The sequence below is a fragment of the Pseudomonas sp. JAI115 genome (genome assembly GCF_014200835.1).
GTDB classification, from domain to species: domain Bacteria; phylum Pseudomonadota; class Gammaproteobacteria; order Pseudomonadales; family Pseudomonadaceae; genus Aquipseudomonas; species Aquipseudomonas putida_A.
Genome location: NZ_JACHCY010000011.1, coordinates 123,022 through 145,903, shown reverse-complemented (window position 1 = coordinate 145,903; position 22,882 = coordinate 123,022). Strand labels below are relative to the sequence as shown.

At 59.4% G+C, this 22,882-nt stretch carries 22 protein-coding genes; 8 read left to right on the top strand and 14 right to left on the bottom strand.

Annotated elements, in window-relative coordinates; all coding sequences use genetic code 11:
• Positions 1–3: 3 nt before the first annotated feature.
• Entirely contained in the window at positions 4–495 is a 492-nt protein-coding gene (locus tag HDC30_RS21920) for a M48 family metallopeptidase (protein ID WP_108184051.1), read from the bottom strand.
• Positions 496–538: 43 nt separating this feature from the next.
• Positions 539–2,662 carry a bifunctional diguanylate cyclase/phosphodiesterase gene (locus tag HDC30_RS21915; RefSeq protein WP_183784877.1) on the bottom strand — a complete coding sequence of 708 codons (2,124 nt, stop codon included), beginning with the start codon at positions 2,660–2,662 and terminating at the stop codon, positions 539–541.
• 334 nt (positions 2,663–2,996) lie between these two features.
• Between HDC30_RS21915 and HDC30_RS21910 the strand changes: the two genes are divergently transcribed.
• Complete coding sequence (locus HDC30_RS21910) at positions 2,997–3,665, top strand: polysaccharide lyase family 7 protein (RefSeq protein ID WP_183784876.1); 669 nt, start codon at positions 2,997–2,999, stop codon at positions 3,663–3,665.
• Positions 3,666–3,757: 92 nt separating this feature from the next.
• Here HDC30_RS21910 and HDC30_RS21905 read toward each other — a convergent pair whose 3' ends face one another.
• From HDC30_RS21905 to tkt, 8 genes are all read right to left on the bottom strand, one after another.
• On the bottom strand, positions 3,758–4,147 hold the full coding sequence (locus HDC30_RS21905; RefSeq protein WP_183784875.1) for a hypothetical protein: 390 nt from the start codon (positions 4,145–4,147) through the stop codon (positions 3,758–3,760).
• Positions 4,148–4,467: 320 nt separating this feature from the next.
• Positions 4,468–4,893 carry a hypothetical protein gene (locus tag HDC30_RS21900; protein ID WP_183784874.1) on the bottom strand — a complete coding sequence of 142 codons (426 nt, stop codon included), beginning with the start codon at positions 4,891–4,893 and terminating at the stop codon, positions 4,468–4,470.
• A 622-nt stretch (positions 4,894–5,515) separates the two neighbouring features.
• A complete protein-coding gene (fba, locus tag HDC30_RS21895; protein WP_003229012.1) occupies positions 5,516–6,580 on the bottom strand; it encodes a class II fructose-bisphosphate aldolase in 1,065 nt (354 codons plus the stop codon).
• Between the two features lie 279 nt (positions 6,581–6,859).
• A complete protein-coding gene (locus HDC30_RS21890) occupies positions 6,860–7,192 on the bottom strand; it encodes an MliC family protein (RefSeq protein WP_183784873.1) in 333 nt (110 codons plus the stop codon).
• Positions 7,193–7,249: 57 nt separating this feature from the next.
• Complete coding sequence (locus HDC30_RS21885) at positions 7,250–7,471, bottom strand: hypothetical protein (protein WP_007961876.1); 222 nt, start codon at positions 7,469–7,471, stop codon at positions 7,250–7,252.
• 34 nt (positions 7,472–7,505) lie between these two features.
• Positions 7,506–8,669, bottom strand: a complete 1,164-nt coding sequence (locus HDC30_RS21880) for a phosphoglycerate kinase (RefSeq protein WP_183784871.1) — start codon at positions 8,667–8,669, stop codon at positions 7,506–7,508.
• Between the two features lie 26 nt (positions 8,670–8,695).
• Positions 8,696–9,754 carry an erythrose-4-phosphate dehydrogenase gene (gene epd / locus HDC30_RS21875; RefSeq protein ID WP_027610624.1) on the bottom strand — a complete coding sequence of 353 codons (1,059 nt, stop codon included), beginning with the start codon at positions 9,752–9,754 and terminating at the stop codon, positions 8,696–8,698.
• Positions 9,755–9,904: 150 nt separating this feature from the next.
• Entirely contained in the window at positions 9,905–11,902 is a 1,998-nt protein-coding gene (gene tkt / locus HDC30_RS21870; RefSeq protein ID WP_183784869.1) for a transketolase, read from the bottom strand.
• Between the two features lie 259 nt (positions 11,903–12,161).
• On the opposite strand from tkt, the gene HDC30_RS21865 reads away from it, so the two are divergent.
• The 4 genes from HDC30_RS21865 (at position 12,162) to HDC30_RS21850 (ending at position 16,769) form a co-directional block, all read left to right on the top strand.
• Positions 12,162–13,157: a metalloregulator ArsR/SmtB family transcription factor gene (locus tag HDC30_RS21865; RefSeq protein ID WP_183784867.1), complete on the top strand. Its 996-nt coding sequence runs from the start codon at positions 12,162–12,164 to the stop codon at positions 13,155–13,157.
• Between the two features lie 18 nt (positions 13,158–13,175).
• Positions 13,176–14,366, top strand: coding sequence for a methionine adenosyltransferase (gene metK / locus HDC30_RS21860; RefSeq protein WP_027610621.1), 1,191 nt, complete (start codon positions 13,176–13,178; stop codon positions 14,364–14,366).
• A 235-nt stretch (positions 14,367–14,601) separates the two neighbouring features.
• Positions 14,602–16,278, top strand: a complete 1,677-nt coding sequence (ligB, locus tag HDC30_RS21855) for an NAD-dependent DNA ligase LigB (RefSeq protein ID WP_183784865.1) — start codon at positions 14,602–14,604, stop codon at positions 16,276–16,278.
• Between the two features lie 95 nt (positions 16,279–16,373).
• Positions 16,374–16,769 (top strand): DUF1090 domain-containing protein, encoded by a 396-nt coding sequence (locus HDC30_RS21850; protein WP_007961884.1) that lies wholly within the window; start codon positions 16,374–16,376, stop codon positions 16,767–16,769.
• A 126-nt stretch (positions 16,770–16,895) separates the two neighbouring features.
• On the opposite strand, the gene HDC30_RS21845 is transcribed toward HDC30_RS21850, so the two are convergent.
• Positions 16,896–17,345, bottom strand: coding sequence for a cytochrome c (locus HDC30_RS21845; RefSeq protein ID WP_183784863.1), 450 nt, complete (start codon positions 17,343–17,345; stop codon positions 16,896–16,898).
• 128 nt (positions 17,346–17,473) lie between these two features.
• On the opposite strand from HDC30_RS21845, the gene HDC30_RS21840 reads away from it, so the two are divergent.
• Positions 17,474–18,658, top strand: a complete 1,185-nt coding sequence (locus tag HDC30_RS21840) for a murein transglycosylase A (protein WP_027610618.1) — start codon at positions 17,474–17,476, stop codon at positions 18,656–18,658.
• Between the two features lie 140 nt (positions 18,659–18,798).
• Here the strand turns inward: HDC30_RS21840 and HDC30_RS21835 are convergent, their stop codons facing one another.
• Both HDC30_RS21835 and HDC30_RS21830 read right to left on the bottom strand, forming a co-directional pair.
• On the bottom strand, positions 18,799–19,182 hold the full coding sequence (locus tag HDC30_RS21835) for an MAPEG family protein (protein WP_183784861.1): 384 nt from the start codon (positions 19,180–19,182) through the stop codon (positions 18,799–18,801).
• Between the two features lie 39 nt (positions 19,183–19,221).
• Complete coding sequence (locus HDC30_RS21830) at positions 19,222–20,055, bottom strand: EamA family transporter (RefSeq protein ID WP_027610616.1); 834 nt, start codon at positions 20,053–20,055, stop codon at positions 19,222–19,224.
• 155 nt (positions 20,056–20,210) lie between these two features.
• Between HDC30_RS21830 and HDC30_RS21825 the strand changes: the two genes are divergently transcribed.
• The gene (locus HDC30_RS21825) at positions 20,211–21,473 is read left to right on the top strand and encodes a sodium:proton antiporter (RefSeq protein ID WP_027610615.1); all 1,263 of its coding nucleotides are present in this window, start codon (positions 20,211–20,213) and stop codon (positions 21,471–21,473) included.
• Positions 21,474–21,503: 30 nt separating this feature from the next.
• Here HDC30_RS21825 and HDC30_RS21820 read toward each other — a convergent pair whose 3' ends face one another.
• Positions 21,504–22,367, bottom strand: a complete 864-nt coding sequence (locus tag HDC30_RS21820) for a LysR family transcriptional regulator (RefSeq protein ID WP_183784859.1) — start codon at positions 22,365–22,367, stop codon at positions 21,504–21,506.
• 91 nt (positions 22,368–22,458) lie between these two features.
• On the opposite strand from HDC30_RS21820, the gene HDC30_RS21815 reads away from it, so the two are divergent.
• The gene (locus tag HDC30_RS21815) at positions 22,459–22,872 is read left to right on the top strand and encodes a VOC family protein (RefSeq protein WP_027610613.1); all 414 of its coding nucleotides are present in this window, start codon (positions 22,459–22,461) and stop codon (positions 22,870–22,872) included.
• Positions 22,873–22,882 lie beyond the last annotated feature (10 nt).

The window sequence follows — 22,882 nt, the reverse complement described above, 5'->3', positions numbered from 1 at the left end:
CGGCTATTGCAGATCCCGCCACGTCAGGTATACCCGCAGATCGAACTCGATCTGGTGATACCCCGGCAGCATGTGTTCGCACAATTTATAGAAGGCCTTGTTGTGGTCCGATTCCTTGAAGTGCGCCAGTTCGTGCACGACGATCATCTTCAGGAACTCAGGGGCCGCCTCCTTGAACAACGAGGCGATGCGAATCTCTTTCTTGGCCTTGAGCTTGCCGCCCTGCACCCTTGAGACCGTGGTGTGCAGGCCCAGCGCGCGGTGCGTCAGGTCGAGGCGGTTGTCGAACAGCACCTTGTCGATGGCCGGTGCGTTGCGCAGATATTCCTGCTTCAGGTCCAGCGCGTAGCTGTACAGCGCCTTGTCGCTCTGCACATCGTGACGCCCCGGATAGCGTTGGCTCAGGTAGTCACCCAGACGCTGTTCGGCGATCAGTTGGCGCACCTGATCCTGCAATTGCGCGGGATAGGCCTGGAGGTATTTCAACGCAGTCATGGGCACGGCAATACGGTTCGAAAAGAGCGCCAGTGTAACGAATTCAAACCGGCAGCGCGCTCCAGTCGAAGGGCTCGGCGAAGCTGGCGGCGTCTTCGGAGGTCAGCGGACGCGCCACCAGGAAACCCTGCACATATTCGCAGCCATGCGCTTGCAGCCATTGATACTGTTCGATGGTTTCCACGCCTTCGGCGATCACCAGCAAGCCGTACTGTTTACACAGATTGATCACGTTGCTGACCAGTGCCGCGTCGCGCGTCGAATCCGGCAGCCGCGCAATCAGGTGTCGATCAAGCTTGAGCGTATCCAGCTCCAGATCACGCAGATGCGCCAGCGAACACGGCCCCGAACCAAAATCATCCAGCGCCACGCGCACCCCGAGATTGCGCAGCAGGCGCAGCTGTTTGCGGGTCTCGTCGGGGTTGTGCATCAGCGCGTCTTCGGTGATTTCCACCTCCAGTTGCCGTGGCTCCAGCGCGTGCCGCTCAAGCACCTGACGCAATTCGGTGACCAGGTTCGGCAGACCGAACTGGGTGTTGCTCAAACTCACGCCAAGCACCAGATCCTCGGCGAACAGGGTTTCCCAGGCTTTGCGCTGGCCGGCGCCGCGATGATAGATCCAGCTGCCGAGCCGACTGATCAGCCGTGCTTCTTCCAGTAGCGGCAGGAACAGCCCCGGCGGCACGTCGCCGACGCTCGGATGCTGCCAGCGCAGCAACGCCTCGAAACCGCGGATCTGCCCGCTGTCGATCGCCACTTGCGGCTGATACACCAGATTGAAATCCCGGTTCTCGATGGCGTTGCGCACGCTCTCTTCAAGCATCAGCCGAGAGCGGGCGCGGCCGTTCATTTCGTGATCGTAAAAACGATACTGCTGACGCCCGGCGCGCTTGGCTTCGTACATGGCAATGTCGGAGGCGCGCAGCAGGCCGTCGAGGTTCGAGCCGCAGTCCGGGTAAGTGGCGATGCCGATACTCGCGCCGAGGGCAATGTCCAATCCCTCGATCTGCTGACAGATCGACACCCGCTCGATGAGCTTCTCGGCAATCTTCGCCGCCTGCTCGGGGAACTCCAGATCGAGCAATGCCGTGAACTCGTCACCGCCCATGCGCGCGAGAATATCGAACGGCCTCAAGCACGCCTTCAACTGCTCGGAGACCCAGCGCAGCACCCGGTCGCCGGCATCGTGGCCAAGGGAATCGTTGACCCGTTTAAAGCCATCGAGATCCAGATACAGCAGCACCCAACTGCTGTCGCTGCGTTCACCGCGCAGCAGCAGGTTTTCCACCGTCTGATAAAAGCCCCGGCGATTGAGCAGACCGGTCAACGGATCGGTGACCGCTTGAAATTCCAGCTGCTGATGCAGGTGACGCACCACTGACATGTCCAGCACCGTCACCACCATCGCCCGCTGCTCGGGCGGCAACGGCGCGCAGGACAACGCCACCGGCACCTGTTGCCCCGGCGCCGTGCGTAACAACGCATCGTGCAGACGCAAGGTCTCACCGCGTTTATAGCCGGCCAACAGCTCGGAATCAGCCCACAGCGGGATGTGCGGTTTCTGCAGATAATCGAGAAATTCCTTGCCCTCCAGCTCTTTCACCGGCGCATTCAGCAGCCGCGAAATCGCCGGGTTGGCGAAGCGGATCAAACCGTCCTCGCCGAGCACCAATATTCCTTCCGCCGCGTTATCCAGCACCGAGGCATTGAAGGCCCGCGCGACCTCCAGATCATGACTCAGGCGCTGCAAGGCGCGGCGGTTGCGCTGGTGTTCGAGCAACGCCTGGACTTTCGGTTTGAGGATCTGCGGATCGAACGGTTTGAACAGGTAATCCACCGCGCCACTGGCATAGCCCTTGATCACCGCGTCCTGGGACTGTTCGTTGGCGGTAAGGAAAATGATCGGCGTGAGGCGTGTGCGCTGGCTGCCGCGCATCAATCGCGCGACTTCAAAGCCGTCCATGCCCGGCATCTGCACATCCAGCAGCACCAGGTCGACGTCGTGTTCGAGCAGCAGATTGAGTGCCTCGAAGCCGGAGGCGGCGGTCATGACGTGCCAATCCTGACACTGCAGCAACGCGCGCATGCTGATCAGGTTTTCAGGGTAATCATCAACGATCAAAAGGACAGAGCTGCCTTCACCTGGCTGGGGTTGCGCGCATTCCATGCTGCTTCTCTTGTCGGGACATCTCTTGTCGGACTATCGGCCGGTTCTTGGGAAAACCGTACAGTTACTGAGCCATCACTCTAGTCGCGGATCTGTGAAAGCAGAAGCTGTCACGCCGCCATCATTTAGCCAAAGCGGCGACTTACCGACTAACGGTCACCCCTGCAGCCCCCGAAAACCGGCACAGATGGCATTTCGACAGGATGTTGACGCCAATCATCTGCCAAACGGGCGTTAACAAAAAACTCCTCTACGCTTATAACTGCCGCCCGAAAAGGCGCGGGCTAGAGCTTCTGGCACTCGCGTTCAGGATGAATTGAGTGGAAGAACCGACATGATCGATCTCGCAACCTGGAACCTCAGCGTTCCCGTCGGCAGTCCGCCGTACACCGTCGAAACCTCCAAACTGGTGAATGGCTTCAAGGATCAGTACTTCCATTCCGACACCGGCACGCTGTTTTTCTGGTCACCGGTGACCGGGTCAAAAACCGAAAACGCCATCTACCCGCGCACCGAACTGCGCGAAACCTTCAGCAACGGCACCCTGCGCAACTGGTATTACCCGGACGCCGACAACACCCTGCGCGCAACCCTCGCGGTGAACAAGGTGCCCAGCTCGGGCAAGATCGTCATCGGCCAGATCCACGCGCATGAAAGCCAGAAGCCGATGGTCAAGCTCGAATACCAGTACAAGACCAAGACCGAAACCGGCAACCTGGTGATCAAGGTGCGCATGCACCCCGATGACGACGAAAGCCGCGTCATCACCCTCGCCACCGGCATCAAACTCGACCGCGAATTCAACTACCTGATCCACCTCAGCCCCGGCGGTGCACTGGGTGTGAGCGCAGCGGGTTATCAGTGGGATTCACAAATCAGCGCGACGTGGCGCAACAAGCCGCTGTACTTCAAGGCTGGGGTGTATGTGCAGGACAACACCGGGTATACCAGTGAGGGTGGGCAGGTGACGTTTACCAAGCTGGATATTGATCACGATAAATAGTACTAACATCGCTCAACCATCGGACAATGCAAAGATCAATAAACCGGCAGACTCCAAGAGTCTGCCGTATTACTTAAGGCCAGTATCAAAAACTAACGCCTGAACGTAAACGTCCCCTTAGCTGACAACTTTCCTTCAACGAGGTCGAACTCGCCTACAGGATACGGGCTTACCTGTGTCAATCTCAACATACCGCTTGCATACTTATCATTTTCAATGCCATCAAATTCTAAATGCCCTCTCACGGGCTCATCTTTTCCGTCCAGCGTGTACACGTCAACCGCAAGATTATCTCTGAATTTAAGGTTCATATAATAACTATGTCCACCTAGCTCCCTTTGCTTCGTATTAATATAAAAAAACCCATCCCTGTGGGTTAGGTGGCCTCCGCCCTCAAATTTTTGCTCATCATAACCTTCATGCTTGAATGTAACCTCCATGAATTCAGGAATTTCTATTTTGATGCTTTTATTAGTGCTCATATTTTTCATCCGAAAAGTAAGTAAAACGGAAGAATAACCACCTACCAGCGGCAGTACACCTGTAATATCTGACAGGCGCTTATATCCGTTCGCATTTGGTAGCTGGCCTTGAACTACAAAAACCAAGCAAAGCCCTAACTTTCCATACTACCGACATCAACTATACGAGTGCTGGCGACTCAAACAGATCCGCCCCCGCTTCCTGCGTTTACCAAGCTGGATATTTATCACGATAAATAGAACTTACAGCCCCTCAACTATCGGACAATGCAAAGCTTAATAAACCAGCAGACCGTCGGTACAGCTTTAACCGGTATCAACTAAGGCCACTTCTTGTACTCAAATTTACCTACTGCTGAAAAGACGCCTTCTTCAGAGATATCAAAGGTTCCCTCCGGATATTCGCCACTTCTTGACAAATTGAACTTACCGCTAGCGTACTGATCACCTTTTATATCATCAATCTCCAAATGCGCGCGAACGGGTGCATCTTTTCCACCTAGCTCATAATTCTTTTGAACATCAAGGCCTGCCTTAAAGGACAATGACAAATAATACTTGTGACCTTCAAACTCTCGGTACTTTGGAGAAAGTTGAAAAGACTTTTCCCCCTTATATAAAAAACCATAATCTATAAATTTCATCGAATGCTCACCATATTTTTGATGCTTGTAGGTGATTTTCATAGAACCAAATAAGGAGTCGTCAACGCCAGCGTCGCCTTTTATTTCCTTTTCGTTTTTCATTTCTATCTTTCCGAGGGACAAGTGAAACCCGATAGTAGGCGGCTCCATATTTCCGCACACCTGTAATATCTGACAGGTACTTATATCCCTTTGAAATAACAAATCCGCCTTTAACAAAGAAATCACTGGACAACCCGGACGTGCGACTTACCAATCACTCACCCATAAAAAACCCGCCTCTCGGCGGGTTTCTTATATGGACAGCTATTGCCTCAATCCATCACGAAGTAAAAAAGAAGTCACATGTCTGTGGATTTTAAAGCCAGGGGGCTTACTCTGGTTGCTTAGGGCGTATGAAAGGAGCTGGCCCCTTGGAGTTTTTGAGGTCTTCCGTTTTTGGCTCAACTGGCTGGGTAGCCGGGGCCGGGCCTTTGGGGTTAACGTCCTTTGTAGTCATTGCTGTGTACTCCATTACGAGGTGGAGTCTTATCTTGTGAGTATCGCTTGAGATTGCCTACTGTCAGATCTGACAGTCATTGAGATCTATTGGAAATAAGCAGAACTCAGTTAGATCAACTTATCAGGCACTCCTCATGAACAGTGTCGCTACGCGAAAAAATTACCACCCACAAAAAACCCGCCTCTCGGCGGGTTTTTTATCAGCGCAGCTTAACGTTCAGGCTTAGTTAACCTTGGCGTTCAACTCACCTTTCAGATAACGCTGGAACATCGCTTCCAACGAGATCGGCTTGATCTTCGAAGCATTACCGGCAGTACCGAACGCTTCATAACGAGCGATACACACATCACGCATCGCCGTCACGGTTGCGCCGAAGAATTTACGTGGGTCGAATTCGCTCGGGTTGGTGGCCATCAGGCGACGCATCGCACCGGTGGATGCCAGGCGCAGGTCGGTGTCGATGTTGACCTTGCGCACGCCGTACTTGATGCCTTCGACGATTTCTTCAACCGGTACGCCGTAGGTTTCTTTGATGTCGCCGCCGTACTGGTTAATGATCGCCAGCCACTCTTGCGGAACCGAAGAGGAACCGTGCATCACCAGGTGGGTGTTCGGGATGCGCTTGTGGATTTCCTTGATGCGGTCGATCGCCAGTACGTCACCGGTAGGTGGCTTGGTGAACTTGTAGGCGCCGTGGCTGGTGCCGATAGCGATGGCCAGGGCATCAACTTGGGTCTTCTTGACGAAGTCAGCGGCTTCTTCCGGGTCGGTCAGCATCTGGCTGTGATCCAGAACGCCCTCAGCGCCGATGCCGTCTTCTTCACCGGCCATGCCGGTTTCCAGCGAACCCAGGCAGCCCAGCTCGCCTTCAACCGAAACGCCGCAGGCGTGAGCCATGGCGACGGTTTGTTGGGTAACGCGGACGTTGTATTCGTAGTCGGTCGGGGTCTTGCCGTCTTCGCCCAGGGAGCCGTCCATCATCACCGAGCTGAAGCCCAGTTGAATGGAGCGCTGGCAGACGTCAGGGCTGGTGCCGTGGTCCTGGTGCATGCACACCGGGATGTGCGGGAATTCTTCGATCGCGGCCAGGATCAGGTGACGCAGGAATGGCGCGCCGGCGTATTTGCGAGCGCCGGCCGAAGCCTGGACGATCACCGGGGAGTCAGTCTTGTCAGCGGCTTCCATGATGGCGCGCATCTGCTCAAGGTTGTTGACGTTGAAGGCTGGAACGCCGTAGCCGAACTCGGCTGCGTGGTCCAGCATCTGGCGCATGCTGATAAGTGCCATTGTGTGTGTCTCTCCCGGTTGAGGGTCGTTAATCGTGCCAGCCTGCCGGAGCGGCGGCGGCTATTCAAGTGATTGCAGATCGGGGGTCGAAGCCCGGTCTGGTGATTCGGTGTTACCAAAATCTTGTGAACAACAGAGAACCCTGTGGGAGCGGCGGTGCGACGATTCGACTTGCTCGCGAATGCGGATTTACATTCAACATTGATGCAAGCTGATCCACCGCCTTCGCGAGCAAGCCCGCTCACACATTTTGGATCTATGTGAATCAATTCAATCGTCTTACTCGGCTTTGCAGCCGCGGCCAATCAGGTCATTGGTGGCGACCCAGTACACCAGGCCTTCGTCACCCTTGACGTGAAACGCCAGCATGCCGTCGCTGTACAGCACGCCCGAGGCGCCCGGCTCTTCTTTAAGGCGATAGACCTGATCACCGCCACCCAGCCGAACATCGACTTCCTTCTGGCCGGCATCGGCGTAACGCCACAGCACTTTGGCCTGGCTGTCGCAGGTCCAGGTGGTCCAGCTGTCCGCAGGTGCGGACGACTGAAACAGGTTCAACTGCGCGCAACCGCCCAACAATGCCAACGCCACAATGGCGATCAAGCCTTTCATCCGTGTTCCTCGACTGACAGCCAACGCCGTCAGCCCTGAGTTAAAGAGTCAGACCGGTCAAGGACAACCATGTTCCTTGGCCGGGGTTTGCGTCTCGTATTTGTCCAGACCGTCCGGCCCCGAGCGCTTGTTCAGCACCGGATTGGTTTCGGCCTGCCAGTCGGCCTGGTAGCAGCCTTTCTGTGCCGCATCCGGCGCAGGTGTCGCCTCGGCCTTCGGGTTACTCCCGCAGGCCGCCAGCGTACCGGTCAGCAACAACAGCGCTAACGACTTGACCATCTGAACACTCCTTTGCTTGGCCAAACGGGCGGCCTCAGGCCTTGGCCCGGCTTTCCAGGACTTCAACGGCCGGCAGCACCTTGCCTTCGACGAATTCGAGGAACGCGCCGCCACCGGTGGAAATGTAGGAGATTTGCTCGGCCACGCCATATTTATCGATGGCCGCCAGGGTGTCGCCACCGCCGGCAATGGAGAACGCGGCGCTGTCAGCGATGGCCTGGGCCAGCACCTTGGTGCCGTTGCCGAACTGGTCGAATTCAAACACGCCGACCGGGCCGTTCCACAGAATGGTTTTCGACGATTTCAGCAGTTCGGCGAAGTTGGCTGCGGTTTGCGGGCCGATATCCAGGATCATGTCGTCAGCGGCAACGTCAGCGATCAGTTTAACGGTGGCCTCGGCGCTTTCAGCGAACTCCTTGGCAACCACCACGTCCACCGGCAGCGATACGCTGACCTTGGCGGCGATGGCGCGCGCGGTGTCCAGCAGGTCCGGCTCGTACAGCGACTTGCCGACCGGGTGACCGGCGGCAGCCAGGAAAGTGTTGGCGATGCCGCCACCGACGATCAGTTGATCGCAGATCTGGCTCAGGCTGTTGAGTACGTCGAGTTTGGTCGACACCTTGGAGCCGGCAACGATCGCAGCCATTGGCTTGGCCGGTGCGCCCATCGCCTTGCCCAGTGCGTCCAGCTCAGCGGCCAGCAACGGGCCGGCAGCGGCGACTTTGGCGAACTTGGCCACGCCGTGGGTCGAACCCTCTGCGCGGTGCGCGGTGCCGAAGGCGTCCATCACGAACACGTCGCACAGGGCGGCGTATTGCTGGGCCAGCTCGTCAGCGTTCTTTTTCTCGCCCTTGTTGAAGCGCACGTTTTCGAACAGCACGATGTCGCCGGCCTTGACGTCAACGCCGCCCAGGTAATCGGCCACCAGCGGCACGTCGCGGCCCAGGGCCTTGCTCAGGTAGTCAGCGACTGGCTTGAGGCTGTTCTCGGCGGAGAACTCGCCTTCGGTCGGACGGCCCAGGTGTGAGCACACCATCACCGCCGCACCTTTTTCCAGGGCCAGCTTGATGGTCGGCAGCGAAGCCAGGATACGCGCATCGCTGGTGACAACACCGTCCTTGACTGGGACGTTGAGGTCTTCGCGAATCAATACGCGCTTACCTTGCAGATCGAGGTCGGACATCTTCAACACGGTCATGGGTCGCACTTCCTGAGTAGCTGTTCTTAGAGAGCAGGTTTTTTTGAAATCGCTGTTTGCAGATAGTGGTCTGCAACGTCCAGCATTCGGTTGGCAAAACCCCATTCGTTGTCGAACCAGGCCAGGATGTTCACCAGTTTGGGGCCGGAAACACGGGTCTGACTGGCATCGACGATGGCCGAATGTGGGTCATGGTTGAAATCACAACTGGCGTGCGGCAACTCGGTATAGGCCAACAGGCCTTTGAGCGGGCCGTTGGTGGCGGCCTCGCGCAGGATCCGGTTGACCTCGTTGGCATCGGTCGCGGTGGCGGTCTGCATCGTGATGTCGAGGCAGGACACGTTGACCGTCGGCACGCGTACGGCTTTGGCCTGAATTCGCCCGGCAAGTTCCGGCAGCAGACGCTCGATGCCACGTGCCAGACCAGTGGACACCGGGATCACCGACTGAAACGCCGAACGGGTGCGGCGCAGGTCTTCGTGGTGATAGGCGTCGATCACCGGCTGATCGTTCATCGCCGAGTGAATCGTGGTGATCGACACGTAATCCAGGCCGATCGCCTTGTCCAGCAGACGCAACAGCGGCACGCCGCAGTTGGTGGTACAGGAGGCGTTGGACACCAGCAGTTCATCGCCAGTCAGGCAATCCTGATTGACGCCGAAGACGATGGTGGCGTCGACATCCGCCTCGCTGGCCATCGGTTGCGAGAACAGCACGCGTGGCGCGCCGGCGTCGAGGAAACGCTGGCCGTCTTCGCGGGTGTGGTAGGCGCCGGAGCACTCCAGCACCAGGTCGACGCCCAGCGCCGCCCAGTCGATGCCTTCGGGGGTGGCACTGCGCAGGACCTTCACGCAGTCGCCATTAATATGCAGACAATCGCCGTCTACTCGCACTTCGCCGGGAAAGCGGCCGTGGGTGGAGTCGAAGCGTGTCAGGTATTCGATGCTGGCCATGTCCGCCAGATCGTTGATCGCGACAATTTCAAACCCGGCCTTCTCGCCACGCTCGAACAACGCACGCAAGACGCAACGACCAATCCGGCCGTAGCCGTTGAGTGCAACTTTGTAGGGACGCGGTTGAGGCATGGGGTTCTCGATTACCGTGTTGAATCGGGTAGTGCGATGTTGCCTGAACCAACGCCTTCGCGAGCAGGCTCGCTCCCACAGGGAAATACATTCCAATGTGGGAGCGAGCCTGCTCGCGAAGGCGTCAGCTCAGACGACATCTTTTCCAGATCAGTCTTCCAGCAGCTCTTCAGCCTGACCCAGGATGTTTTCCAGGGTGAAGCCGAACTCTTCGAACAGTGCCGAAGCCGGAGCCGATTCGCCGTAAGTGGTCATGCCGATCACGCGACCTTCCAGACCCACGTACTTGAACCAGAAGTCGGCGTGAGCCGCTTCGATCGCAATACGTGCGCTGACCTGCAGCGGCAGAACCGATTGCTTGTAGCCGGCGTCCTGCGCATCGAACACGCTGGTGCAAGGCATGGAAACCATGCGCACCTTGCGGCCTTGCTCGGTCAGCTTGTCGTAGGCCTGAACGGCCAGACCGACTTCCGAACCGGTGGAAATCAGGATCAGCTCAGGCTCGCCTGCGCAGTCCTTCAACACGTAACCACCGCGGCTGATGTCGGCGATCTGACCGGCATCGCGTTCCTGGTGCTGCAGGTTCTGACGCGAGAAGATCAGCGCCGAAGGGCCGTCCTTACGCTCCAGCGCGTTTTTCCAGGCCACTGCCGATTCAACGGCATCGGCTGGACGCCAGGTGTCGAGGTTCGGCGTGGTCCGCAGGCTGGTCAGTTGCTCGATCGGCTGGTGCGTGGGGCCGTCTTCGCCCAGACCGATGGAGTCGTGGGTGTAGACGTGGATCACACGCTTCTTCATCAGCGCCGACATGCGCACCGCGTTGCGCGCATATTCCATGAACATCAGGAAGGTCGCGCCGTAAGGCACCAGGCCACCGTGCAGGGACACGCCGTTCATGATCGCGGTCATGCCGAATTCGCGCACGCCGTAGTACATGTAGTTGCCGCTGGCGTCTTCAGCGCTGACGCCTTTGCAACCTTTCCACAGGGTCAGGTTGGAACCGGCCAGGTCAGCCGAACCGCCGAGCAGTTCCGGCAGCAGCGGGCCGAACGCGTTCAGGGTGTTCTGGCTGGCTTTACGGCTGGCGATGGTTTCGCCTTTGGCCGCCACTTCAGCAATGTAGGCCGAGGCTTTTTCCGCGAAGTCAGCCGGCAGTTCGCCGCTCAGACGACGGATCAGCTCGTTGGCTTCGGTCGGGAACGCCGCGGAGTAGGCAGCGAAACGCTGATCCCACTCGGCTTCGGCAGCGCGACCTTTTTCCTTGGCATCCCACTCGGCATAAATGTCGGCCGGGATTTCGAACGGGCCGTGGTTCCAGTTCAGCGCCTGACGGGTCAGAGCGATTTCCGCGTCCCCCAGTGGGGCGCCGTGGCAGTCTTCCTTGCCCTGCTTGTTCGGCGAACCGAAACCGATGGTGGTCTTGCAGCAGATCAGGGTCGGCAGCGGGCTCTTGCGCGCGGTTTCGATGGCGGTCTTGATCTCTTCCGGATCGTGACCGTCGACGTTACGGATCACCTGCCAGTTGTAGGATTCGAAACGCTTCGGGGTGTCATCGGTGAACCAGCCTTCGACTTCACCGTCGATGGAGATGCCGTTGTCATCGTAGAAGGCGATCAGCTTGCCCAGGCCCAGCGTACCGGCCAGGGAAGCGACTTCGTGGGAAATGCCTTCCATCATGCAGCCATCACCGAGGAACACGTAGGTGTGGTGATCAACGATGTTGTGGCCAGGACGGTTGAACTGCGCACCCAAGACTTTTTCCGCCAGGGCGAAGCCGACGGCGTTGGCCAGACCCTGACCCAGCGGGCCGGTGGTGGTCTCGACGCCCGGGGTGTAACCGAATTCCGGGTGACCCGGGGTGCGGCTGTGCAGTTGACGGAACTGCTTGAGGTCGTCGATCGACAGGTCGTAACCGGTCAGGTGCAGCAGCGAGTAGATCAACATCGAGCCGTGGCCGTTGGACAGCACGAAGCGGTCACGGTCGGCGAACGACGGGTTGCTCGGGTTGTGCTTGAGGTAGTCGCGCCAAAGTACTTCGGCGATATCTGCCATACCCATAGGGGCACCGGGATGGCCGCTGTTGGCTTTTTGCACGGCATCCATGCTGAGGGCACGAATGGCGTTGGCACGCTCACGACGGCTAGGCATCGCTGATCTCCTGGGTGTGAATAGATTGAAACGGAAAAAAGGAGGGCATTTTCCCTCACCGGAGCGCTTCGGGGCAATGACAGATAGTCATCCGAAGGCGTTTTTCCCGTGCTGGACGGCGGTTTCGTCTGGTGAAACCTTTCCGCTGTTCGTTTGTAGAGTTAACCAGCCAGTGAGAAGTGCCATCTATCGAGCAATATCAAAACTTTTTGATATTGCCCTTGCAGCGATTTCCCACCGTCACTAGACTGCTGGCCCTATGAACTTACGCGTGCCTTCCATTCGCCATGACGATTGCGACGAGCTGGCGGCCCTGTGCAAGGCCGGTGGCGATCCGCTGCGCCTGAATGTATTGCGCGCGCTGGCCAACGACTCGTTCGGCGTACTGGAGCTGGCGCAGATTTTCGGCATCGGTCAGTCCGGCATGAGCCACCACCTAAAAGTGCTGGCCCAGGCCGATCTGGTGGCGACACGCCGTGAAGGTAACGCGATTTTCTATCGCCGCGCCCTGCCCCACACCGAATTGCTGGGCGGCAAGTTGCACGCCGCATTGTTAGAAGAAGTCGACAATCTGGCGCTGCCGGACGACGTGCAGACGCGCATCGCCCAGGTCCACGGACAACGCGAAGCCGCCAGTCAGGACTTTTTCGCCCGGGTCGCGGAGAAATTCCGCGCCCAGCAAGACTTGATCGCAGGCCTGCCGCAGTACCGTGACAGTGTGCTGGCCCTGCTCGACAAACTGAACTTCAATGGTGCTGCCACGGCCATTGAAGTCGGCCCCGGCGATGGTGCTTTCCTGCCGGAACTGGCCCGCCGCTTCGGCACCGTAACCGCGCTGGACAACAGCCCGGCGATGCTCGAACTGGCGCGTCAGGTATGTGAACGTGAACGGCTGGCTAACGTCAGCCTGCAATTGGCCGATGCATTGAATGGCACCAGCCTTCAGGCCGATTGCGTGGTACTGAACATGGTGTTGCACCATTTCGCCGCGCCGGCCGAAGCGCTCAAGCACATGGCCGGCCTGCTGCAACCGGGCGGTAGCCTGCTCGTGACAGAGTTATGTAGCCACAACCAGAGTTGGGCCAGGGAGGCCTGCGGTGATCTGTGGTTGGGGTTTGAACAGGACGATTTGGCCCGTTGGGCCACCGCTGCGGGACTCGTTCCCGGGGACAGCCTCTATGTAGGCTTACGTAATGGTTTCCAGATCCAGGTTCGCCACTTTCAGCGACCGGCTGGCGACACTCACCATCGGTAAATTCAGGAAAACATCGAGATGAGCGAATACTCCCTCTTCACCTCCGAGTCCGTGTCTGAAGGACATCCGGACAAAATCGCCGACCAGATTTCCGATGCGGTGCTGGACGCCATTATCGCCCAGGACAAACACGCACGCGTTGCCGTGGAAACCCTGGTCAAGACTGGCGTTGCCATCGTGGCCGGTGAAGTGACCACCAGCGCCTGGGTTGACCTGGAGCAGATCGTTCGTGACGTGATCTGCGACATCGGCTACACCAGTTCCGAAGTCGGCTTCGACGGCGCGACCTGCGGCGTGATGAACATCATCGGCAAGCAGTCCCCTGACATCAACCAGGGTGTTGACCGTGCCAAGCCTGAAGATCAGGGCGCCGGCGACCAAGGCCTGATGTTCGGCTACGCCAGCAACGAAACCGACGTGCTGATGCCGGCTCCGATCACCTTCTCGCACCAGCTGGTGCAGCGCCAGGCCGAAGCCCGCAAATCGGGTCTGCTGCCGTGGCTGCGTCCGGACGCCAAGTCGCAAGTGACGTGCCGTTACGAAGGCGGCAAGGTGGTCGGTATCGACGCCGTTGTTCTGTCGACCCAGCACAACCCTGAAGTGTCCTACAAAGACCTGCGCGAAGGCGTGATGGAGCTGATCGTCAAGCACGTGCTGCCTGCAGAACTGCTGAGCAAAGACACCCAGTTCCACATCAACCCGACCGGCCAGTTCATCATTGGCGGCCCGGTAGGTGACTGCGGTCTGACCGGTCGCAAGATCATCGTCGACAGCTACGGCGGCATGGCCCGTCACGGCGGTGGCGCGTTCTCCGGTAAAGATCCATCGAAGGTTGACCGTTCGGCTGCCTACGCTGGCCGTTATGTTGCCAAGAACATCGTCGCTGCCGGCCTGGCCGAGCGTTGCGAGATCCAGGTGTCCTACGCCATCGGTGTCGCTCAGCCGACTTCGATCTCGCTGAACACCTTCGGTACCGGCAAGATCAGCGATGACAAGATCATCAAACTGGTGCGTGAAGTGTTCGACCTGCGTCCATACGCAATCACCACCATGCTGGATCTGCTGCACCCGATGTACCAGGAAACTGCAGCCTACGGCCACTTCGGTCGTGCTCCGCAGACCAAGACGGTTGGCGAAGACACCTTCTCCACCTTCACCTGGGAAAAAACCGACCGCGCCGACGCTCTGCGTTCCGCTGCTGGTCTGTAAGCCCTCCCCGGCTGCAAAAAAAGCCCCGCACGGTTCACGCCGTGCGGGGCTTTTTCATGCCTGAAATACCCTTCCAATATCAATAAAGAACCCTGTGGGAGCGGGCTTGCCCGCGGAGAGGCCGGCCCATGCGCCCCCTGTATGGGCACGGAAACACGATGCAAAACACCCACCCGGTGCCTCTCTGAATCCTCGCCTAGCCTTAAAGCATTCCCCCTGAGCAAGGACGCTCAAAATGCTTGCCACGCTGCGCCTGTTTTCAGTTCTTTTGCTGAGTTTCACCCCTCTGATCGCCCATGCAGCCTGCCCCGACTGGCCATTCGGCAAAGCGCAAGTTGAAATCTCCGCCCTGCAAAAACAGATCGACCAATGGGACGACGCCTACCACCGCGAAGGCCGCTCGCTGATTGCCGACGAACTCTACGATCAATCGCGCCTGCGGCTCATCGAATGGCGCCAGTGCTTCCAGCAGCCCGCAGCGCCCGAACCGTTGCGCAGCGCGTCTGGCTCCGTCGCGCATCCAATCGCCCACACCGGTCTGGACAAGCTTCACCAAGCCGCCGCCGTTCAAGCATGGTTAAAGGATCGGCAGGATGTCTGGGTACAACCCAAGGTCGATGGTGTAGCGGTCACGCTGATTTACCGTCGCGGCCTGTTGCAGCAGGCGATCAGTCGCGGCGACGGGATCAGCGGTCAGGACTGGACAGCGTCGGCGCAAAAGATCGCTGCCATTCCGCAACAACTGACCCAACCGCTGGACCTGCTGGTGCAGGGCGAGCTCTATCGGCGCCTGAATCAGCATGTGCAAGCCAGCGCCGGCAGCGTCAACGCCCGCGCCACGGTTGCAGGGCTGATGAGCCGTAAAACCTTGAGCGCAGAACAGGCGTCCGGGATCGGTCTGTTCGTCTGGGACTGGCCGCAGGGGCCGGCGAATCTGCCCGAAAGAATATCGACGCTAGCGACGCTGGGCTTCGCCACGACAGCGCCATTCAGTCAGGTCATCGCCAACCTTGCCGACGCGCAAAAATGGCGCGAGCACTGGTATCGATCGCCCCTGCCGTTCGCTTCTGACGGCATCGTCCTGCGCCAGAGCCAGCGTCCACCGGCTGAGCGCTGGCAGGCGAGCGCGCCCTACTGGGCTATCGCCTGGAAATACCCGTTTGCCCGAGCGCTGGCCGAAGTGCGCAAAGTGAATTTCAAAGTCGGCCGCAGCGGACGCATCACGCCGGTACTGGAGTTGTCGCCGGTGATGCTCGATGACCGCGAGATCAGACGCGTCAGTGCCGGGTCACTCAAGCGCTGGCAGGCGCTGGATATCCGCCCCGGCGATCAAGTGGCAATCAGCCTGGCCGGGTTGACGATTCCACGACTCGACAGTGTGGTGTTGCGCACCACCGAACGAGCCGCCCTCGATATTCCCGACGCGCGCGACTTCCACGCCTTGAGCTGCTGGCAACCGACACCCGGTTGCGAAAGCCAGTTTCTCGCGCGCCTGACCTGGCTCAGTGGCAAGCAGGGGCTGGCGCTGCAGAATGTCGGGCGCGGCACTTGGGAGAAACTTCTGGAAACAGGCCGCCTGAACAACCTGCTGGATTGGTTGACCCTCGACGAGCCAGAGCTTGCTAACATTGCCGGCTTCGGCGAGCGCAGCAGCGCACGTCTGATCAACAGTTTTCACAGCGCCCGCCAACGGCCGTTCACCCAGTGGCTCAAAGCATTGGGTTTACCGCCGACGGGGCAGGCACAACTGGCCGACTCGTGGCAGGCGCTGGCACAACGCGACACCGAACAATGGCAGGCAGAAGCCGGAATCGGCCCGGGCCGCGCGGCGCAATTGAGCGCATTCTTCCGCGACCCGCAGGTGCTGGCCTTGAGTGACACATTACGCGCCGCCGGAATCGACGGTTTCTGATCACGCAATCCCCCGGCAGCCGGGAACCCAAGGGCCGTCAGACGCTCAAACAGCGCAGTGCCCCCGACCCGACTGCCTTTGCACATGGAGCTTTTATGAAATTTCTTGCACCGCTTGCCTTGCTGACTCTCTGTGGCGTTCTGGCCGCGCCTGTGATGGCTGACGAAGATGCACCGGGCCTGACCGGTTGCGCCGCGAAGAAGCAGGGCATCATCAATCAGCTCGAGCAGGCGAAATCCCGGGGCAACACCGATCAGCAGGCCGGTCTGCAAACCGCTCTGGATGAAGTGACGAAGAACTGCACCGATGCTGGCCTGAAGAAAGAACGCGAAAACAAGGTGCTGGAAGCCAAGCACGAAGTGAGCAAGCGTCAGGCGGATCTCGACAAGGCGATGAAGAAAGGCGATCCGGAGAAGATCAACAAGCGCAAGGACAAGCTCGCCGAGTCGCGCAAGGAACTGCAGGATGCGCTGGACCAGATCGACAAGTAACCGTTAATGCGGGGAATTTGATGCCCTCTTCGCGAGCAAGCCCGCTCCCACATTTGATTTGTGAACGACACAGATCCAGTGTGGGAGCGGGCTTGCTCGCGAAGGCGTCAGCTCAAACAACAGAAATCAATGATCGCGAAACTCTTTATGGCAAGCGCTGCAGGCATCTTCAACTTTCTGCACCGCAGGCCCGAGGTTACTGGCCTTGTACGGCTGAACCTTGCTGGCGATCACCAGTTCACCGGTGGCCGCCTCAAGGTTACGGGCCAATTCCTGAAAGCGGGCCTGACGCAGCCAGACATCGTCCTTGGCGCTGGTGTGATCTTCTTCACGCACCTGCGGGAAATGCTTCCACGGTTCATGCGACAACGCATCGAGCGTCACCGCGCCTTCGGCGAATTTCGGCCCGTCGAAAGGAATGCGTCCGCGCAACATGCCACCCAGGTCTTCGCCGGTCTTGAGCATTTGTTTGAAGATCGCCTTGCGTTGCCCCAGCGGAGAATTCGGATCGACGCCGCCACAGGCGGACAAGGTCAGACAGGCCAGCAATACAACAGAAATTCTTTTAAGAGTCATGGTGGCTTCAGGTCACGGAATTCGGCGGCCAGTATCCTCGCGTCGCCGACAAACACCAATAGCCCTATTAAAAATACGGGTTGCCGGAGCGCATGGAGCACTTGGGCAACCGGCACAGGAATCACTCCATGAACAGCCGTTTCAAGGCCTGGCGTCACCCACTGATCGCAACCCTGCCACTGCTGGCAATCCTTGCCGGCTGCACCGGTGGCGACACTGCCAAACCGAAAACCCATGCCTTGGCCACTTATTCCAGCGCCACTTGGGAAGCCTTGCCGGCGGTGTCCGACAGCGATCTGGTGGCCGGTTTCGGTTCATGGCGCAGCGCCTGCACCCGACTCAAGGCTGATCCGGTCTGGGGCGGCACCTGCGCGGCAGCCGCCAACGTGCCGCAAAGCGCCAACGAGATTCGCGCGTTCCTCAAGCAGAACCTCGACGTGTTCGGACTGCGCGCCGAGCATGACAACCCCAACGGTCTGATCACCGGTTACTACGAACCGGTCTACCCCGGCAGCCTGACGCCCACCGAGGTGGCGAACGTGCCGGTGTACGGCGTGCCGGAAGACATGATCATCGTCTCGCTGGACAGCATTTACCCGGAACTGAAGGGCAAGCGCCTGCGTGGCCGTCTCGAAGGCCGAGTGCTCAAGCCGTATGACGACGCGGCGACCATCGAGTCCAAAGGCGTCAAAGCGCCGGTAGTGGCGTACCTGACCGATCCAATGAACCTGCAGTTTTTGCAGATTCAGGGTTCCGGGCGGATTCAGACGCCGGATGGCAAACAACTGCGCATCGCCTACGCCGACCAGAACGGCCACCCGTATCGACCGATTGGTCGCTGGCTGGTCGAGCAAGGCGAGCTGAAGAAAGAAGACGTGACCATGAGCGCGATCAGCAACTGGGCCAAGGCCAATCCGTCGCGCATTCCGGAACTGCTGGGCAGCAACCCGAGCTACGTGTTTTTCACTCGCAACCCGGACAGCAACGAAGGCCCACGCGGCTCGCTCAATGTGCCGCTGACCGCCGGCTACAGCGCAGCGGTGGATCGCAAGGTGATTCCGTTGGGCAGCCTGCTGTGGCTGTCGACCACCCGCCCGGATGGCAGCGCTTTGGTTCGCCCGGTCGCGGCGCAGGACACCGGTGGCGCGATTGCCGGCGAGGTGCGTGCGGATCTGTTCTGGGGCACCGGCGATGCTGCCGGGCAACTAGCCGGGGACATGAAGCAGCAGGGGCAGATCTGGATGCTCTGGCCTAAAGGTGCGGCGTTGCCGCAAGTACCGCAGGTGGCCGATACGGTTAAGGACAAGCCTTAAGCGCCTCGGCGCCAGAGCTACCGCCTTCGCGGGCAAGCCCGCTCCCACAGGGTTCTTTGGTGTACACAGGATTTGTGCTCGCCATTGATACCTGTGGGAGCGGGCTTGCTCGCGAAGAGGCCGGCAGCAACACCCGAGATTCAGAGCGACACAAAGAAGAACGCAGCAATCAACCCCATCCCGACAAACCACACCAGCGACCGCAAGATCGCCCAATCCGCCAGGTAGCAGATGATGTACAGCAGGCGACTGGTGATAAACAGCACCGCCAGCACATTCACTGTCACCAGCTGCGCCGTGCCCACCAGATGGGCAACAATCACTGCGGCAGCAAATGCCGGCATCACCTCGAAGCTGTTCAACTGCGCCGCATGCGCCCGTCGGGCGACGCCGCCCACGCTATCGAGAAAATCCCGAGGATCATGATTGTCACTGAGCCTGAAACCGCCCGAGACCTTGGCCACAATCGTGCACACATACGGCAGGAAAATCGCGATCAATACACACCACAGAGCCACCGTCATAACGCCGTCCTTCTTCGAGTGATAGAGAGTTGCGGGCAGTCAGAACTTCATCACCAGCATGCCGATCAATACCAGCCCACAGGCTAAGAGCCGCGGCCTGCCGAAAGGTTCTTTCAGGTAGCGCATGCCGAACAGCACCACCAGGATCACGCTGATCTCACGCAAGGCCGCCGCCTCGGCAATCGAGCCCAACTGCATCGCCCACAGCACCAGAGCGTAGCTGAACAACACGCAGAACCCGACCGCCAGACCCAGCTTCCACTGCTCGCGCCAGAACACCAGAAATGCCGGGCGTTTGGCGACCCATGCCAGCAACGGGAACGGCCAGGCGCTGAGCAACGTGACCCAGACCAGGTAATCCAGTGGATGCGACCAGCGCCGCAAGGCCTGACCATCGATATAGGTATAACAACCGATACACAAGCCGATCAGCGCCACCACCGGGAGCATCGACCACGGCAGATGCTTGCCGCCGCCGCCCTGCCAGAGCAGGCAGGCCATGCCCAACGGAATCAGCATGATCCCGAAGATCTGCTGCGCAGTGAGCACTTCGCCGGCGAAGATCAGGGTCAGCGCCAGCACCACCAACGGCGACAAGCCGCGCATCAGCGGGTAGACCAGTCCTAGGTCGCCGACCCGATAAGCTTGAATCAGCAGATAGCGATACAGCAGCTCGAACGCCGCCGAAGCCAGAATCCACGGCCAGATTTCCACCGGCGGCAGGCTGATGAATGGAAATGCCAGCGCCACGAACAACAGCGCCACCGTGTCCATGCACGCCACCACCAGCAGCCGTTCGGCACTGAACTTGATCAGGGTATTCCACGTCGCATGCAACAGCGCCGCCATTAACACCAGAACTGTCGCCGCCACGTCCCACTCCTTGATTTTTTTGTTGACCCTACACCAATGTCTGCGGCTGACCAACCGAGGGGGCATGATTGTGTCCCCACCCCGAAACAGCCCATCCAACCTTTGCACCGAAGAATCGGGGCGCTGTCTTTCCACCCCCATCCAATGGAGCCCGGATGCTAGAACTTGTCGCCGCTTTTATCTGCCTCACCACCCTTCTCACCTTCGTCAATTACCGCTTCATCGGCCTGCCGCCGACTATCGGCGTGATGGTCACCGCGCTGATGTTCTCCCTGTTGCTGCAAGGCCTGAGCGTGCTCGGCTATCCCGGCCTCGAAGAACGCGTGCAGCAACTGATCGGCCAGATTGACTTCGGCGATCTGCTGATGAACTGGATGCTGTCGTTCCTGCTGTTCGCTGGCGCCCTGCACGTCAACCTCAACGACCTGCGCAGCTATCGCTGGCCCATCGGCCTGTTGGCCACTTTCGGCGTGCTGATTGCCACCGTCGTGATCGGCAGCCTCGCTTTTTACATCTTTGCCCTGTTCGGCTGGCACGTGAGCTTCCTCTACTGCCTGCTGTTCGGCGCGCTGATTTCGCCGACCGACCCGATCGCGGTGCTCGGCGTACTGCGTACCGCCAATGCCTCGAAGCCGCTGAAAACCACCATCGTCGGCGAGTCGCTGTTCAATGACGGCACTGCGGTGGTGGTGTTCACCGTGTTGCTGGGCATCGCCCAACTGGGCGAGACGCCGACCCTCAGCGCCACGGCCATGCTGTTCGTGCACGAAGCCATTGGCGGTGTGCTGTTCGGCGGGCTGATCGGTTATGGGGTGTACCGGATGATCAAGAGCGTCCAGCAGCATCAGATCACGGTGATGCTGACCCTGGCGCTGGTGATCGGCGGTTCGGCGATGGCCACCGAGCTGCACGTCTCGGCACCGATTGCGATGGTGGTCGCCGGTCTGATCATCGGCAACCTGGGGCGCAACCTGGCGATGAACGACATGACTCGCAAGTACCTCGACGGCTTCTGGGAGCTGCTCGATGACATGCTCAACGCCCTGCTGTTCGCGCTGATCGGCATGGAGCTGTTGTTGCTGCCGTTCAACTGGGCGCACGTGGCGGCGGCCAGTTTGCTGGCGCTGGCGATCCTGCTGTCGCGCCTGCTCACCGTGGCCCCGGCCATTGTCCTGCTGCGGCGCTGGCGCACAGTGCCGCGCGGCACCATCCGCATTCTGACCTGGGGCGGTTTGCGCGGCGGCGTCTCGGTGGCACTGGCGCTGGCCCTGCCGCTGGGCCCGGAGCGCGATTTGCTGCTGAGCATCACCTATATCGTGGTGTTGTCGTCGATCCTGTTGCAGGGTCTGACCATCGGCAAGCTGGTCAAGCACGCCACCCGTGACGAGCCGACGACCGTGGCTGAACCCGCACACTGATGTATCACCGCAGCGCCGTCGTGAAGCCCTTCACGACGGCGCGCACAGCAAATCAAGCAGATGCCGCATCGCCAATGGGCGGTGCGGCGTCGAGCAATGCATCACCACCAACTCGCGCGCATGACGCTGCCCGTCCTCGACCGGTAACACGTACATCCCTTCCAGCCTCATCCCGGCCCACTGCGGCACCATCGATACCCCCATCCCCTGCGCGACCAGCATGACGATCGTTTCCAGCGCATCCAGTTCGCACAGCACGTTGGGCTCGATGGCGTGTTCATCGAGGTAGCGCTGAGCAATCTGCCCACCCCACGAGCGTGCGTCATAACGAATGAACGGATGAACGCGCAACAGCGTTTCCAGCGACTGCCCGGCGTACGCGGCTGGAGCCACCAGAATCAGCGGCTCTACCTTGAGTACGACCAGTGCCAATGCCTTGGGCGGCTGGAATGGAGGCCTGACCAGAATCGCTGCGTCCAACTCCCCTGCAAGCACCTTCTCGTAAAGACTTTTCGAGTCACCCGGGGTGATCTTCAGCTTCAAATCAGGTGCTGTAAGCGCCAATCGTTCGATCAAGGTGGGTAACACGCCGGTCAGCGCTGTGGAAATTGCACCGATTGTCAGTTCACCGGCCACCCCATCGGGATGCAGATCGCTCTGTAGATCCTGGGCCAATTCGATGATCGCCCTGATCTTCGGCAGAATCAGCAGGCACTGGTCCGAGGGCCGGGCAGCGTGCGCGGTACGCAGCAGTAACGTGCAACCCAGCAACCTCTCGAGCGCCTGGACGCGCTGACTGATAGCCGCCGCAGTGCGACTCTCGCGCCGTGCCGCTGCCGCAATCGAACCGGTCTCGACCACCGCCACCAGACTTTTCAGAAACCGTACATCCATAAGTTTTCCTTTCGCTCAGAACAAGGCGAAGTCGTTATGCCCCGCCGCACGGTCTGTTTACCCTGAGCGCTCCTTCACTTGGGGACATCGCATGAACAGACCTTTTCACGCTGCATACCATGTTTGCGACCTGGAACAGGCGCGGACTTTTTATCGAGATGTGTTGGGCTGCACCGAAGGCCGCAGTACCGAGACATGGGTCGACTTCGACTTTTTCGGCAATCAGCTCTCGCTTCACGTGGGCACGCCCTTCACCACGACCCGTACCGGCCAGGTTGGCGATCACAAAGTATTGATGCCGCACATTGGCGTCGTCCTGCCGCTGGAGGAGTGGCTGGAGCTGGCTGATCGTTTGAGCCGCCTCGGCACAACGTTTGAAATCCCTCCGGTGATCCGCTTCGCCGGCGAACCCGGCGAACAGCGCACGATGTTCTTTCTCGATCCCAGCGGCAATCCGATCGAGGTCAAGGGTTTCAAGGACTTCGACGGTCTCTTCGCACACTGAGCTTCACCCC